Raw genomic sequence first — 16,887 nt, forward strand, 5'->3', positions numbered from 1 at the left:
CTTAAAATTTTAATGTAAAAAATGCCATTTTAGAAATTCGTCCATCTGTAAAGAGTGCTCTTATGGCATATTTATAGATTGTGTTTATCGTAATACTGGAGTCGGATAATTTTTTGGTTTGCGCTGTAACCATTTGCATGAGCTGCATGGGCTCATCTGCATTGGCTTTATAGATTTCAAAGTTTTCAACTCCAGTTGTGGTGTATTCCCATGATAAATCAATACTATTTGTTGTTGGATTGGGCTGGGCATAAAATCCTTTTACAGCTGGCATTACTGAAGATTTAGGAACAAAAACGGCTATTTCTGGAGAGGGATCAGAGGTTAAATTACTTTCATCCTTGGCAAAAATTGAATAATGATAGGTTGATCCCTCAGTACTATTTATATCCTCATAATGTTCTATATTGTCTTTCTTTTCAAATACGGCAATTAAATGATCGCTGTTGTTGTCCTCTCTTCGGTAGAGGTAGTGTGTTGCTACATCTTCACTTTGGCTATTGATCCATTCTAAAGTAACTATGCCATCTTTTATTTCGTAATTGGTAAATACAGGAGGAGTGGGAGGGATTACATCTGGTTTTTTAAGAATCAATACTTCCGAAAAAGGTGACATGTTATAATGGGTATCTACTGCTATGATTTTGTAATAAACTTTGCTATTCAAACTTTTGACTATGACACTATCTTGGTATTTGTTAAATTCATTTGGACTAACCGTTAATTGGCTATATTCTTCGTTTGGATTATTCGCCTTGTATATTCGATAACCCATTAAATCTTTTTCTTTATTGGCATCCCATGTTATTTTTACTATCCCCAAACTATCAATCACTCCTTTCAAATTTAAGGGTTTTGCTGGTGGAATAGAATCTACAGGTTGTACCAGCATTGGGAAGGATGTTCTGTTACTTCCTTGTTTGCCTATGGCAGTTATGGTAAAATAATTGGTAGAAGCTAGTTTGTTGTAAGTTACCGTTCTGTTTTTAGGAGCAATATTTTTTAGTACTGTAGTGTATTTACCATCATCTGCATCGGAACGATTGAGTTCGAAACCAGTGATTTCAGAATCCCCAGCTTCATCAAATTCCCATGTTAATGTTACGGTTTTATCATCTTTAAAATCCTTTACGGTAAGATGCGGTACGAATTGTAAGATTGATTTTCCTTTTCCTGAAACTACTTCTGAATAGGGACCTAATTCTCCAAAAGCGGAAATTCCTTGAATTCTATAACTGTATTGTTGGTTATTGGCAATAGAATCTACATAAAAAATACGATTGTTATTCTCGTTTTCTTGATTCATACTGGTATAGGGTTTATTTGTAATGCGTTCGAAGTGAATTTTATCGATTGCACGTTCTACATAATAGCTTCCATAGGTATTTGCTAATATCTTGAAGTTCCAACTCAGCATAGCACTTTTGTCTGTGAAATGAGCTGTGAAGTCCATGGGTTTGGGTAGGTCTTCATAATCTTTTAGCCCTACAAAAACTCCACCGTATTGTATGTTTAGTTCTTCTGGAGGTACATTAGAAAATACTCTGTAGGTGTATTTTTCGTTTTTTAGTACCGTTTTATCTTCAAAACCCAAACCGGCTTTTTTTGCCATTTCAAAATCCTTGTCGGCAGCAAATAATGCAAATGTAAAACGTTGCTCATTTTCCTCTGATATATTAACAATTGATTCTAATTGGTTTACTCCGGTTACGCCAAAATTTTCGCCATAAAGTGCTTGTGCTATAATGGCTGCATTGTCATTCCCTTCTATAGTTTTCTCCCAATTCTCAAGTGGTTCTGGTTTGAATACTTTGGCTAAAACTACTTTTTCTGGATTAACCAATGTTTTATTGTCTCGGGTTACGGTAAAACGTTCGAGTTGGTATCCATATTTGTTTAGTTTTCTCCAAGCAAGGGCATCACTAGGAGCCCAGCGCAATAAAATTTTGTCTTTTTGTACTCTTACAATGACTTGAATTTGGGATTCTTTTTCAGGAGTTACTTTTTCTATCGAGTTGTTTTTTTGTGCATAAGTTGTGCAGTATCCTAAAAAAAGGAATACTATTATATAATGAAATTTCATGCTAATTTGATTTGTTGAAAGTGAAAATTGAACCTGAACTCGCACCTGCTTGTCCGCCAGGAAGAGTATAGTTTAATCTTATATTGTAAGAGCCGTTATTTATCATTGGAAATTTTCCATTTATGATATAATTGTACTTATCTATCATATCTTTGTTTCCTGAGTTCAAATATTTGTTAACTACTTTGTATTGGATATCAACAAAATCAATTTTATAATAATAAGGTTGATTGTATCGATACGGCAATCTGTCTTTTAGATAAGAACTGGAAGGATTATTTATTAAATTGTCTTGATACCAAGTTAATAATTCAATTCCTTTTGTAGGTGGGATGCCTAAAATTGTGGTGTTTCTTTTCAATTTAAAATCTGATTCTAAAGGATATCCTTTATATATTAGTGGATAAATACTATTAGTGTAATAACTATCATCTAAAATAGCTTCCGCACTTATTAATGGTTTATCTAATGTTTTTGAATTTCCAATTATCTCAATTTCATCAAAAGGTTCTGTTGAAGCGTTTTCAGCATGTAGCGCATGAACATCAGAATATATAATTTCGATATAAGTATTCTTCGGTTTCTTGGCTTCCATTTTTTCTTTAAAGCTTGTATATTGACTGGTGCTAAAATTATATTTCAACATTTCAGTTCCTTCACCACCTATAACAGTTTCATTCAGTTTATTGTTTTTTATTTCTACATTCACATCTGCGGCTAGCTCTTGTTTATCATAGTTTTGTGTCAAGTTGTTGTTAGCATCCTTTTTTGTTTCGAGTGTTATTAAGGATAATGAATAAGGTTTTGCAGTTTTTAAAACGGGTAGTTCTACAGCTACTCTTTTGGTACTATTGTCATAACTTATTGAACTGGTTATTGTTTGGTTTTCGGTTTTATAAAATGCTTTTTGTGATTGTCCAGGTTTCAACTCAAATAAATTAGGTTGTCCTTGTTTTAAAACCACATAAGCTTGCTTACTTTCGTTTAGATAGACGTATTTTTGATCAAAAACAGGGTAGCAATAAGCAATATTATTTTCAGGGATATAATTAGGTGCTTTTCCTGTAGTAAAGTTTTTGACTTCAGTTTCGGTAGCAATTTGGCCTTTGTCATATATCGTAACCCAAGTATTGTTTACATTTTCTTGAAAACTCACTTTTACGGTTAAGGTTAGTTTTGAGCTTTCTGGAAGTATATCATTTGCATTAAAACTTACTAAATCTTTGGTGTTATTCCAGCTCTGGGCTCCAGGTAGGGCCACGCCATCTTTTTTGATAGTAAATTCTTCGAGTTTTAATCTATAGGTTTTGATGCCCTCATCACCTTCAATACTGAAATTTTTCTCTATAGGCATATTAAAACCAACCTGAGGTATGGTAAATACATTGATATCGTCACTGCCTTCGGCTGGGGTAATATCGGCAATAGCCTTTAGTCCTCCTAGTGGAGAGTTGGCTACAAATTCGCATTGAGAACCAAACTCCAATTTAAATCGGAAACTACCTTTTACAGCTCCTCCTAGTAAATCGTAATACCCGCCTAGATATCCTCTAATCCATGCTGGGTTAGGGAGTTTAGCTTGAAGAATGACAGCACCTCCTCCTTTTATGATTACTATTTTTTTATGTATCATAAAGAGTTTCACATCGATTCCCAGTTCACCTTGCAAATAAGCGTATGATTGTCCAGTGGCATACCAACCATTTATACCTATTTGGCCAGTACCTTTACATTGTGCTTCACCATAATTTTTGACCATTACATCAAATCCTAGACCTGCTTGAAAATTAGCATAGAAGGCTAAAAAGTTCAAGTTTCCAGTTTTTAAACTAAAGTCGGAACCAAAAGCAAAGCCTTTACCAGAACCTAACGTACTGGCATTTTCAGATCGCATATAATCTAATGAACCTACATTTAGTTTTAGTATTTCAGCAACAATTGCTGGTGGTGGAGGACTGGCAGGAATATCGTCTCCCATCATGAAGTAACCACCCGCTTCAACGGCTATTGAGCCAATTCCCATTTTTAATCCTAGCCTATCGGTAGGAGTACCCATTCGGATATACCATTTATTTGGGGCAAAATGGAGTACTGCCCAGCCTGCTCTATTTTCTGAAGCTCTTCCTTTAATGAAACCACCCGGAGTGTCTATATATAAGTCAAATGACCCATGTAGTGTGCTTGATCTAAAATCATATTCAATAGCAGCAAAAGCATTGATACCCATAGATTGCTTTACAGTATTAGGATACAGCTGCTCTGCTGCTTTTGATAAATCAGAAGTTTTTAAGGCCTCTAATGCTGCTTTTGCTAATAATGATTCGTTTTCTGTAACTGCTTTTAGAGCACCTTTCAATTCGTCTGCACCTGGTATTTCAAAGGGCTGCATGACATGGCCTTCTCCATAAATACTAATTCTATTGATACCATTAGATTTGTTAAATGCAATTTCAAATCCTGCTCCACCCCAAAAAGCATCTGCTGTGGCGGTTCCTGCAAATTTGATCATTGCTTTTACCGCAAGACCAGAATCTGAATCTGGAACATAGTTGGATCCAGAAGCAACAAATTTGGAACTAAATCCCTCTTTTCTCATTCTGTAATAAGCACCTCCTGCAAATCCTTTGAAAGTAATTGCTCCAGCTGGAATGTTCAATCCATCAACCATAGCATCTACATACCAATATCTGAAATCATCTTTTTTTCCAAAAATGGCGTTAGCTTCTACTGCGATTCCTCCTGAAAATTCAGCAGCAAGATTTCCTTTAAAGCCTTTTCCATATACAGGATCGTTATCCATTATGGTAATATTTCCTTTAAATTTGGCACCACCTAGATTGGCATCTATCTTTATTGCCTCAAAATTTAAATGATCGAATTTCCATTTTTGAATTCCTTCATTTTCGGCAAATTTTCCAACGATATTAAACTTAGTTCGACCGTTGAATTGGTCTTTCATCAAATTAACTGATAAATCTATTTTTAGAGTAGCCGAAATATCATCAGCAACAATTGCTATTTCATGAATCGTAATTGGGAAATTAGCAACTTTGGAAGATTTTGGGTCATTTTCGGCTTCATTTTTATAACCAAAATAGTCAGCTTTAAAAACAGGAGTAACCGTTTGTAATTGTAGCTTTTCAAATTTTATTCCTTCAAATGCTGCAATCTCTTTCTTTTCAACTTCTTCTTTAGTTTCTGTAGTGCTTGTAGCATCTGGAGTTGGGGTGTTATTTCCTTTTATGGCAATACTACCATTCAAAAGTGCTTTGGGTAAAAATTTACCGTCTTTAACTTTTAATTCCACATAGGAGCCTCTATCGATTTTTGCTGTAGCTTTAAAGACTTGAAAGCAAAGATTGTTATTGACTTCTGCTTTTAATAGGTATTCTTTGTCTATAGGATTTATTATGGCTGTGTATCCAATTTCTCCTTGCGAATCAAAGGCACATTTCTTGGATTTATCTGAAACAGGTAGAACGATTGCCCCACCAAATCCTCCAGAAACTAAGGCATTGGCTCTAAATTTTAGATTAATATTGTTTACAGAAAATGCCCATCCACCTGCTGATCCTTGATCGATGTTTAATATATTGTTTCCTGTGAAATTTCCTGAAACCCCCATTCTGTCTATTAGCAAATCGGTAGCTTGAAAGCTTACTCTTCCTTTGCTGGAACTAAATTTAAATTCTTCGGGAAGTGTAATCAACAGGGATTTTACATAAAGTCCTCTCCATAGGTTTTCGCTCCCGGGAACTAAATAGTCTTTGGCATAATTATCGGGCCAGACAACATTTTCTGAATTTCTTAAATCACTTAAATCTATTACCGCTTTGTTGAGTTCAAAATAAGTTCCTTTGAATGAGGTTAATTGAAATTTAGGCAACGAAATGTCCATTAATATGTCATTCCAATTGGATACAGTTGTTTTAAAGGAACCTGTTACTCGTTGAGTTTTGCCTATTACATTATTTGATTCGTCAACGGGTTCTATGATTGATCTTGAAAATTCTACATCTGCGGTGATGCCTAATTCTTTAAAGCCATTACAGTCAATAGTTACATAGGTTTTGTTCTCAACTGCACCTGTGTTCATATTCATTCCACCCTTCAGAATCAATAAGGCTTTGTCGCCGCAAATCTTTAAAGGAAAATCTCCAAGTAAGACTAATTTTGTATCTCCGATTAAACCTCCTTTATGAGAAAGTTTGATGTTGTTGGCTCCAAAAAAAAGTTCTTTTTGTTTACCAAGTGAATCAGTTTGTGGAACTATGATTCGGACAAAGGCTGTTAATTCGGTATATTCTGGTGTGAACTTTGCATTGCTAATCCCCAGCATGTATTGGGTTTTATTAACCGTTTTTTTGATACCGATTGGCAACATCGAAAGATTTTTTTGTGCTAATAAATCGATATTGTTGTTGGTACTGTCAATTTTTTTAAAAACTGCCATGGCGGTTTTTAAATCTTCATTTGTTCCAGAGGCAATTGGGTAATTTTTCTTGATGAAGCTTTCTGTAAATTCGCTTTTAAGAAAAGTGGATGCAGTTTTTGGAATAGTAATTTTTGAGTTTGTATTTAAAACTATTTTTGATTTACTATTTTTTGGGTGGTTTATTGTATCTGTTAATGTGTTCGAGAAACAATTTAAATTTATAAATAACAATAAAAGTATTGTGAAATATAGGTTAGGGGTATTTTTATTCAATTTATTGCAGATGTTGATTATAAGAAAAAAAACATAAAACGTATATTTTGTTAGATATGTTTATGGAGCGGCAAAACTAGTTGTTTAATTTTTTTTTAACAAGAAATAATAGCCCTTTGTTGGATGAAATTCAAGGAAAATCTCATTTAAACTTTTTATCAATATAGATTTTCTTAATGCTTTGTTATTGAGTTATTTTGATAGGAATTCGAAGAGTCAAACTGAGCAATTTTTTTTAAGTTATCTGTTGTTTGAAGGAATATTAGGACGCAAAATTATTTTTGCCTAGTAGATTGTGAATTTTGAGTTGGAGTATTGGTTCTGTAAAATGAATATACCAGCCCTTAGATTTACCTAACAAAAAAGCTTAGATCACTTCAGAAAAAAATGTATTATAAATAAAATAATTCGATTTTGTTTAATATTTTAAAGGATTATTTTTGGGGAAAAGCTGCTCCTTATTATATTTATTAAGGTTCAATTTATAGATTTCTGAACCTTATTTTTTAAAATATTTATTGAAGTATATTTTACTTAAATGTGTTTTGGGGTTATATATTTGACTTTTTTTAAGTTTAAAAAGAGAAATATAGTTTTTATATCATAATATTATAAAAAATCAGAATATAGACTTTGAAGATTGAATTTGTTTTATATATTTGAGCTTTGATAGATTTATTTCATTATTAAAATATAATTGCAAAAAATACAATATATTAGTTTTTACCGATAAAATTTACAACATGGCATTAAAGGGGCTTTTTAGAAAAAAAACAGTTCAGGATATTTTAAAACAGGTCGAAAAGAACAATTTAGAAGGACATGATGCTTTAGGAAAACATTTGACAGCTAAAGATTTAACAGCTTTTGGAATTGCAGCCATTGTTGGTGCAGGTATTTTCAGCACCATAGGAAAAGCTAGTTTTGATGGAGGCCCAGCAGTAATATTCTTGTTTTTGTTTACGGCTGTTGCCTGTAGTTTTGCGGCTTTTGCTTATGCAGAGTTTGCTTCGATGGTTCCGGTTTCAGGGAGTGCTTATACGTATTCTTATGTAGCTTTTGGAGAATTAATAGCCTGGATTATAGGTTGGGCTTTAATTATGGAATATTCGGTTGGTAATATAACAGTTGCGATATCGTGGAGTGATTATTTTACAGGCTTACTCTCCAGCGGAGGGATCGATTTACCGCAGTGGGTACAAATGGATTATTTAACAGCTTCTAATGGGTTTAAAGATGCTACTGCCTTAATGGAAGGAGGGAAAACTTTTGAAAACTTAAGTGCTGGGATGCAAGATGCCTACACGGCTTGGACAACATCACCTATGATTGGTTCTTTTCATTTTGTAGCTGATTTGCCAGCACTTTTAATTATTGTTTTGATTACGGCATTGATTTATAGAGGGATGAAAGAATCTCGTAATGCAAGTAACATCATGGTTGTGGTCAAACTTTGTATTGTTCTTTTAGTAATTGCTGTTGGTATATTTTATGTAGATATTGATAACTGGCATCCTTTTGCACCGAATGGAGTTTCGGGAGTTTTAAAAGGAGTTTCGGCGGTGTTCTTTGCTTATATAGGTTTTGATGCTATTTCAACAACTGCAGAAGAGTGTAAAGATCCACAACGTGATTTGCCAAGAGGGATGATGTGGGCGATTGTTATTTGTACTCTTTTATATATAGCTATTGCATTGGTTCTTACAGGAATGGTTAGATATAATACTTTGGATGTTGGTGATCCATTGGCTTTTGTGTTTGATCAATTGCACTTAAAATGGATGTCAGGAATTATTGCAGTGAGTGCAGTAGTTGCTATGGCGAGTGTTTTATTAGTTTTTCAAATGGGACAACCTCGTATCTGGATGAGTATGAGTCGGGATGGTTTATTGCCAAAAAAATTCTCTACGGTACATCCTAAATTCAAAACACCTTCTTTTGCTACAATTGTAGTAGGTTTTGTGGTAGCGGTGCCAGCTTTATTTATGAATTTAACAATGGTTACAGATTTATGTAGTATTGGTACTTTGTTCGCATTTGTTTTGGTTTGTGCTGGAGTTTTGGCTTTGCAAAATAAAACAGATATTCCAAGAGGAAAATTCAAAACGCCTTATATCAACTCAAGATACATCTTTCCTTTATTAATTGTAGTTGCTTTGGTTATTTCTTTTGGATATAATAAAAAAGCAACAATGGGATTCATTACTAATGAGACTAAAATCAATGATTCACAATTTATTATTACTTCGCTGAATAAAGAGGAAACACAAAAAGTATATAATTATTTACTAAGCATCGAAGGAAAAACAAGCACAACCGAGAAACTTGATGTTGAGCATTTATTGAGCCAATACCAAGAGGATGATGCTAAATATGAAAAGGTGGTTGCCGGATTACCTATCTCAGATTCTATAAAATATGAAAGCGGATTTGATTTGTTTAAACATAAAATACCAATGTGGATTTTCTTGATTGTTATCGTTGGATTGGTGTTTTGGTCACATAAAGAAAACTTGTCTTTAATTCCGCTTTTGGGCTTAATCTGTTGTTTGTATATGATGGCAGAGTTAAGTGTTTGGAATTGGATTTATTTTAGTGTCTGGTTGATTATTGGATTGATTATTTACTTTAGTTTCAGTAGAAAAAACAGTAAGCTTAATTTAGAGAACTTAGATAACAATCAAGATTAGTCTTTTATTTGATATCACACTTTATTATAAAAAAAATAATGCAAAGTAGAAAAGACTACTTTGCATTATTAAAAATTGATAATCAGTTTTGTCTAAAAACTGGCTGATTATTTATATAGCAGCTGTATTTTGTGCAGTGCTTGCTCCTGGCCATAAAACTTGAGCCCCTACTACGTATGCCAATTGTGCTGTTGCAGATATTGGAGTTGTATTTCCAACAGGTGTCATAGTTATAGTCACAGTTTGTTTTTGGCTATCTTGTGATGTTACACATTTGTAGTAAGATTGAGATCCTCCACCTAGAGGAATTCCTAAGAATGATACTCCCCAGCTTGAGTTTTCTTTAAATACAGATTGGAATGCAGAATAATCAGCAGTACTGTATGTCAAACTAATTATAGGTTGTTGACTGATCATTAATCTTGATAAAGTTCCAAAATTTCCATTTACGCCGAAGTTATAACTTGGTGTAGGAGAGAATTGATAACCACTTTGATCTGGAGTTGGATTAGCAGCATCTTGAATTGGATCTGGATTCCACCATCCGGCACCTGTTGAGATATCATAAGAACTTGGTTTAGGAGTAACGGTTGTAACTCCATTAAAAATCATACTTACAGTGCAAGTTGTCAAGCTTGATGCAAAATCATACATGTTGTAACTTACCCCACCACTTGCGTGAAAGCCTAAGAAAAAGTTTGAGCTGCCAATAGAAGCTCTTCCTGATGCAGAAACTTGTACTTCAGTTGATGAATAGTTTAATACATCTAAACTAACAGAAAAACTTCTTCCTGTACCTGAAGCAGGCAAAAGATTATTTTGGATCACAGCAGTAGATTCAGCTATATCAATTCTAGGTACAATTTGAGTTGCACCAAGATTGCTAATAGTTTGCATAAATCCAGGTTGTACGCTAGTAGGTTTTATTGCTGGATTTACATTGTTTCTCGTTTGATTTAATTGATTATTAAAACTCACAACAGCATTTTGAATATTTGCTACTGAACTTGAATTTCCTAAATAAGTCATCAAATCATTTACTACCGTATCACCCCCAATTGGAATATTTGGTAATAAAGCAAGAGGATTGGTACTATTTCTAAATTGAGAAAGAGTAAGTCCTGGATTTCCCCAGCCAATTACCTGAGTCATTATATAATTTAATTGTGCTGTTTGTGTACTACCAACTGTAGATGGGAATTGCCCAAAAGCAGCAATCCAATCTGTTATTGTAGTATTTACAGTAGCTGCATTTGCTAAGTTTGCAGCATTTAATTTAGCAGCATCTTGAGTACCCAATACGTATGCTGTAGATAGCAAAACATTGTAGTAAGAAGTGGTCAAAGCACTACCATTAGTGCCTACATAATCTCTTTGATAAGCGAATATATTGTTTAACCAGATGTAGGTTGCTTCTACAAAGTTTGTACCTGATTGCCAAAACCAAGGAAAGTCTCCAATAGAAGCTTCGTTAACTGGGATTAGATTTGGCATGTTTAATGCAGTTGCTACTGGTGCAGCTCCAATTTGAATCTGATCAAAGACCAAACTTGCTAAATCGGATGTAGAAATTGCTTCTAATTCTAAAACATCATTTTTTGGGGTTACGTTGTTCATATTTTTTTTTGTTTAGTATTTACCTACTCTGTAAGCTTTTCGGATACCGCTTGTTATAAATTAACATCTCAAATTTATAAAATCAGTATGTGGAAAAATTACGTAAAAATACCTGTTTTTGTGTTTTAAATTGTTGTTTTTTAGTGTTTTATGTTTTTTATTGAAGCTGCTAGGTTATTGATTTGAATTTAAAAAGTTCAAAAAAAGTTAGGTAAGATTAACGCAGTTCTGTATGTTTTTTAAGAAAAACCCTGTTTTTTTTTGAAGTGTAGATAGAAATGTGGGTTGGAAGATTGTCGTTCAAAAATGCTAATATTATATTCTTGAATTTATGCTAAAGTGGTTTATGTAATTGTGATGATGGCATGAAAAAGGTTTGAATAAGAATTTAGCATGAAGGAGGTAATTTGTTATTTAGTTGAGTAATTAAAAAGGTTTGCCTCTAATATTTGACGAAATCGTTATAAATCGAACAAAAAACCTCGGAATTTAAACTTTAAACAAAACTTTATTCCTTAATTTTGCAGCACTAAAAATAAAAACACACATTACTATGAGTTCATTTGACGTAGTTATTATAGGTTCTGGGCCTGGCGGATATGTTTCGGCTATTCGTTGCGCGCAATTAGGTTTCAAAACAGCCATTATAGAAAAATATTCCACTTTAGGAGGAACTTGCTTAAATGTTGGATGTATTCCATCAAAAGCATTATTGTCTTCTTCACATCATTATGCAGAAATTAAGCATTTTGCAGATCATGGAATTGAGCTTTCAGGAGATGTAAAAGTAAATTTAGAGAAAATGATTGCCCGCAAAAAAAGTGTGGTAGATCAAACTTCTGGAGGGATTAATTTCTTGATGGATAAAAATAAAATTACAGTTTACAATGGTTTAGGATCTTTTGTTGATGCAACACATGTTGCTATTGCTAAAGCTGACGGAACATCAGAAACTATTGAAGGTAAAAACATCATTATTGCAACGGGTTCAAAACCATCTTCTTTGCCTTTTATCAAAATAGACAAAGAAAGAATCATTACTTCAACTGAAGCATTAGCTCTTAAAGAAGTTCCAAAACACTTAATCATTATTGGTGGTGGTGTTATCGGTATCGAGTTAGGTCAAGTATATTTACGATTAGGAGCGCAAGTTTCGGTTGTAGAATTCATGGATAGAATTGTTCCGGGAATGGATGGAGCACTGTCTAAAGAGTTGACTAAAGTATTGAAAAAACAAGGAATGAAATTCTACGTTTCGCATAAAGTGAAATCTGTAGAAAGAAACGGAGATGCAGTAACTGTTCAGGCTGAAAATGCCAAAGGTGAAACAATTACTTTAGAAGGAGATTATTCATTGGTTTCTGTAGGTCGTCGTCCGTATACAGATGGATTGAATGCTGATAAAGCAGGAGTTAAAATTTCTGATAGAGGACAAGTAGAAGTAAATGATCATTTACAAACTTCGGCTTCTAATATTTATGCAATTGGAGATGTGGTTCGTGGAGCTATGTTGGCACACAAAGCTGAAGAAGAAGGAACAATGGTTGCTGAAATCTTAGCGGGTCAAAAACCACATATTGATTATAACTTAATCCCAGGTGTAGTTTATACTTGGCCTGAGGTTGCTGCTGTTGGGCAAACAGAGGAGCAATTAAAAGCGTCTGGTGTTGAGTATAAAGTGGGAAGTTTCCCTTTCAAAGCCTTAGGACGTGCTCGTGCGAGTGGAGATCTTGACGGATTTGTAAAAATTCTTGCTGATGCAAAAACTGATGAAGTTCTTGGAGTACACATGATTGGTGCCAGAACGGCTGATTTGATTGCTGAAGCAGTTACTGCAATGGAATTTAAAGCATCTGCAGAAGATATTTCTAGAATGTCACATGCACACCCAACTTTTGCGGAAGCAATAAAAGAAGCAGCATTGGCAGCTACAGATAATAGAGCTTTACACGTATAGTTTTAAGTTTTTTAAAATATAAACCCCGTCTCGTTATAAAAATGAGGCGGGGTTTTTGTTTGAACAGAAAAGTCATTATGCAACAAATAATCCTTTATAACTATCCCATTTACTATAAATCAAAAACAGATTTCCTAATATCATGAATGAAGCAAGAGGAATGCCTTCCGGAGCTAGAAAAATGTGTGTAAAAATGATATTGACCGTAATAGGCATTAATAGAATATAGGTTAGTCTGTTGAATTTCCCGGTAATGAATGACAATCCACAAGTGAATTCAATTGTTTTGACTAAAGGCATTAAATAACCGGAAGCTTTTATTCCATCATTGAATAGTTTCATATTTCCAGTCAAAACAGGTTCTGGGAATAAATTTAGAAAATAGCTTATTGAAGCAAAAAGCAGCAAAAGCCCAATTAATGAGCGGATAATGATAGTGGCAATTTTCATAGTTTTAATTTTTTAAGGTTTTGTTTAATAGTAAATTGGTTTACTTCAAAAATAATTATTTTTTTACAATTTATAATAAAAGAAGTTGATATGCAGTATTTTAGAATATTGCAAAAATGTTCAGCTTTTATGGAATAGATATAGTAGGGGTAAGAGTAACAAGTTATAGGGCTTGCTTGTGTAAGTGAAATGTATTAGTAAAAAGAACTTAATGAGTAGTGATATCTGTTATAATATAAAACCCATCCCTTTTTAGCAAAGAGACGGGTTTTTATGTTTGGATTTGGTATTATAAATTAGGCAATAAATAGACCTTTGTAATTTTTCCAGTATTTGTAAATCAAAAATAAGTTACCAAGAAAAACAAATATTGCAAGAGGTAATCCATTTGTATTTACAAAAAAATTAAAAAACAAAATGTTAGTACTAACAGGTAAAACCACAATATTGGATAATGTAACATATCGACCACTAATATAGGAGAGACCGCATAGGAACTCGACCGTTTTTACCATGGGCATTAAATAAACAGAAGAGATTAAACCAATCTGTATAGCCTTAAAATCTCCAGCGCTAGCATAGTCGGGCAATAAGTTAAAAAAATAAGCTATCGACACAAAAATTAGTACAAGACCAATTAAAGTTCTTACAAGGATTGTTGCAACGTTCATGATTAAAAGGTTTTTAGAGGTTAAATATTCAGTTAACTATTTAAGGTTTTTTGTGAATAATTATCTTTTTTCCATTTAACATTGATAGTTTTCTAAGTAGGAAAACTATGTTCATTACACTAACAAATATAGTTAAAATTGTTCGAAGTTTAGTCGTTTATTGGTTTTTATTTTAGCCTTTTATTGCAATAGTTGTATGATTTATAGGTAATTAGTTGTGGTTTGTCCCTTTTGTAAAGCAAACGTGGCTTTATTTTTTGAAATACTTTTTATAAAGGAAGAATCCGCCAATAGTAATAAATAGTAACCACCAAATTTCAAATAGAAAAACAATTATATCTTGTAATACATACCAACCGGTTTTTAAAGAATCAAGTATACGTATTCCAATATTGGGCTTGTAATAATTATAATCTTGTGTATTGGCAACCATTTCTTGTTTGACTGACTCGCGTTGGTAAATCTGAATGGTTAGGGTACTAAAATTTACTTGATCCTGAATAGACAGATTTTCTAGTTTAGAATTGTCATTTTGCTCTTTTTGGGTAGCTAATTTAGTTTCGGCATCTATAATGTCGTTAATTTTTTTTCCTTTCGTATCAATTGCTTTTTCTATTCTTTTCTCATTGTTGCTGCTTCTTTTTTGAGAAAGTTGATTTGAAAGTATTTTCAAAGAAACATCATCAGCCTTTATAATACGAAAATCTAAAAAATCAATTTGTTTAGCGATGGATTTAATAACAGTATCAAGACGTTTATTGGGAACCCGAATGGTAATATTGTTTTCTACACTGTATCGGGTAGTTTCAAGAGTACTGTCTAGACTGACTTTGGTTTCAAATTTATCAATAATATTGCTTTGTAAATTGGTATAAGTAACAAAACCATCAAACTTGTTGGTAATGTTTTCAATTGCATAGGTAGATTGGGTTACATTTTTAACTTTGAATTTTAAGTCGGCTGTACGAATAAATTTTCGGGTACTGCCTTCTTTTTCAACTGCAGCGGAGGAAGAAATAGTATCGCTTGCTGTTGCAATGGCAGCATCGGCTATTTCTTCGCCGGCTTCGCTTTTTTTGCAGCTAATTAGTACAGTAATAACTGTTAATAAGGTTAAACATCGTTTTGCAATTTTGATCATAAATTTGGTTTTAAGAGTTGATGATTGATTTTCTTTTTTTGGATTTCAAGCTTGAATTTGAAAGCAAAAATATAAGATTTTAGTAGGAAATATTTCTTTTAATATTAATTTAACTAAGCCCCAGTTTTGTACTGTATCTTCTTGAGAAGCGAATTTTTTTATTGTAATTTTGAAGCTCATAAAAAAGTTTAATTTTTGAGAACTTCCATTTACAAAAACATAGAAGAGCCTTTGCGGTTCAAGCAACAGCTAGTCGCTTGGGGACAACAATTTCGCGAAATAACTTTTCTGGATAGTAATTCATTTTCTGACGCATTTTCGAATTTCGATTGTGTATTGGCTGTAGATGCTTTTACATCCATAAAAACCGATTACCATAATGCTTTTGAGGACTTAAAGCAATACCAGCAAACAACCAAGGATTGGTTGTTTGGTTATCTGTCTTATGATTTGAAAAATGATGTAGAGCATTTACAATCGAATAATCATGATGGATTAAATTTCCCTGATGTATACTTTTTTCAACCCAAAAAGTTGTTTTTTCTGAAAGGAAACCAGCTCGAAATTCAATACCTAAACATGTGTGATGATGAGGTTGATGATGATTTTGAGGAGATCAGGAATTATGTCCTGAGTATTGACGTTACAACGAATTCAATTGCGGTGAAACAACGAATTATCAAGCAAAATTATCTTGATAAAGTTTCAAAGTTATTAGAGCATATTCATAAGGGAGATATTTATGAAGCTAATTTTTGCATGGAGTTTTATGCTGAAAAAGCTATAATAAATCCTTTGGAAAAATTCTTGAAACTCAATGAAATTTCCCAAGCTCCATTTACTGTGTTTCTCAAGAATAATAAACAATTTTTGCTTTCTGCTTCGCCGGAGCGGTATTTAAAGAAAGAAGGTGAAGATTTAATTTCCCAACCCATAAAAGGAACTGCCAAACGATTTTTGGATCCTGTAGAAGATGAGAAATCTAAAACTAATTTAGCTCAAGATCCCAAAGAACGAGCCGAAAATATTATGATAACAGATTTGGTTCGAAATGATTTGTCTCGAACTGCCCAAAAAGCTACAGTTGTTGTAAAAGAGCTTTGCGGAATCTATTCTTTCTTGCAAGTGCACCAAATGATTTCTACGATAGCGTCAAAAATTGACTCTCGATATTCGGCGGTTGATGCTCTTAGAACAACTTTTCCTATGGGAAGTATGACGGGAGCACCAAAATTATCTGCCATGGAAATCATCGAAGAACTTGAGGAATCTAAAAGAGGTTTATACAGTGGGGCAGTGGGCTACTTTTCGCCTTATGGAGATTTTGATTTTAATGTAGTGATTCGTAGTATTTTGTATAATCAAGAAAATCAATATGTCTCTTTTTCTGTAGGGAGTGCGATAACTTCATTGTCTATTCCTGAAAAAGAATATGAAGAATGTTTGCTTAAAGCCAAAGCAATGCTTGAGGTATTGAAATAATATAGATTGTAGGATTCTGAGATAAAATTATAATTTAAAAAGACAAAGCCACCTCAATAGTATGAGGTGGCTTTGTTTTAATTATTAG

General features: G+C 33.3%; 8 protein-coding genes. 3 read left to right on the forward strand and 5 right to left on the reverse strand.

The window, feature by feature from the left end:
* Position 1: 1 nt before the first annotated feature.
* Together OZP08_RS11850 and OZP08_RS11855 are read right to left on the reverse strand one after the other, a co-directional pair.
* Positions 2 to 2,083 (reverse strand): fibronectin type III domain-containing protein, encoded by a 2,082-nt coding sequence (locus tag OZP08_RS11850; protein ID WP_281321921.1) that lies wholly within the window; start codon positions 2,081 to 2,083, stop codon positions 2 to 4.
* Position 2,084: 1 nt separating this feature from the next.
* Complete coding sequence (locus OZP08_RS11855; protein WP_281321922.1) at positions 2,085 to 6,791, reverse strand: hypothetical protein; 4,707 nt, start codon at positions 6,789 to 6,791, stop codon at positions 2,085 to 2,087.
* Between the two features lie 743 nt (positions 6,792 to 7,534).
* On the opposite strand from OZP08_RS11855, the gene OZP08_RS11860 reads away from it, so the two are divergent.
* Positions 7,535 to 9,481 carry an amino acid permease gene (locus OZP08_RS11860; protein ID WP_281321923.1) on the forward strand — a complete coding sequence of 649 codons (1,947 nt, stop codon included), beginning with the start codon at positions 7,535 to 7,537 and terminating at the stop codon, positions 9,479 to 9,481.
* A gap of 111 nt (positions 9,482 to 9,592) precedes the next feature.
* On the opposite strand, the gene OZP08_RS11865 is transcribed toward OZP08_RS11860, so the two are convergent.
* A complete protein-coding gene (locus tag OZP08_RS11865) occupies positions 9,593 to 11,098 on the reverse strand; it encodes a hypothetical protein (RefSeq protein WP_281321924.1) in 1,506 nt (501 codons plus the stop codon).
* A gap of 553 nt (positions 11,099 to 11,651) precedes the next feature.
* Between OZP08_RS11865 and lpdA the strand changes: the two genes are divergently transcribed.
* Complete coding sequence (gene lpdA / locus OZP08_RS11870; RefSeq protein WP_281321925.1) at positions 11,652 to 13,055, forward strand: dihydrolipoyl dehydrogenase; 1,404 nt, start codon at positions 11,652 to 11,654, stop codon at positions 13,053 to 13,055.
* A 75-nt stretch (positions 13,056 to 13,130) separates the two neighbouring features.
* On the opposite strand, the gene OZP08_RS11875 is transcribed toward lpdA, so the two are convergent.
* Positions 13,131 to 13,505 (reverse strand): DoxX family membrane protein, encoded by a 375-nt coding sequence (locus tag OZP08_RS11875; protein WP_268846306.1) that lies wholly within the window; start codon positions 13,503 to 13,505, stop codon positions 13,131 to 13,133.
* A 921-nt stretch (positions 13,506 to 14,426) separates the two neighbouring features.
* Positions 14,427 to 15,317 (reverse strand): DUF4349 domain-containing protein, encoded by an 891-nt coding sequence (locus OZP08_RS11880; RefSeq protein WP_281321926.1) that lies wholly within the window; start codon positions 15,315 to 15,317, stop codon positions 14,427 to 14,429.
* A gap of 195 nt (positions 15,318 to 15,512) precedes the next feature.
* On the opposite strand from OZP08_RS11880, the gene OZP08_RS11885 reads away from it, so the two are divergent.
* The gene (locus OZP08_RS11885) at positions 15,513 to 16,799 is read left to right on the forward strand and encodes an anthranilate synthase component I family protein (protein ID WP_281321927.1); all 1,287 of its coding nucleotides are present in this window, start codon (positions 15,513 to 15,515) and stop codon (positions 16,797 to 16,799) included.
* Positions 16,800 to 16,887: the final 88 nt, after the last annotated feature.

Source organism: Flavobacterium aestivum, assembly GCF_026870175.2.
Lineage (GTDB): Bacteria > Bacteroidota > Bacteroidia > Flavobacteriales > Flavobacteriaceae > Flavobacterium > Flavobacterium aestivum.

Excerpts from the sequence above, each read along its gene's own strand:
- OZP08_RS11860 (WP_281321923.1), top strand. The coding sequence starts at position 7,535 with ATGGCATTAAAGGGGCTTTTTAGAAAAAAAACAGTTCAGGATATTTTA.
- OZP08_RS11850 (WP_281321921.1), bottom strand. The coding sequence starts at position 2,083 with ATGAAATTTCATTATATAATAGTATTCCTTTTTTTAGGATACTGCACA.
- OZP08_RS11875 (WP_268846306.1), bottom strand. The coding sequence starts at position 13,505 with ATGAAAATTGCCACTATCATTATCCGCTCATTAATTGGGCTTTTGCTG.
- lpdA (WP_281321925.1), top strand. The coding sequence starts at position 11,652 with ATGAGTTCATTTGACGTAGTTATTATAGGTTCTGGGCCTGGCGGATAT.
- OZP08_RS11865 (WP_281321924.1), bottom strand. The coding sequence starts at position 11,098 with ATGAACAACGTAACCCCAAAAAATGATGTTTTAGAATTAGAAGCAATT.
- OZP08_RS11880 (WP_281321926.1), bottom strand. The coding sequence starts at position 15,317 with ATGATCAAAATTGCAAAACGATGTTTAACCTTATTAACAGTTATTACT.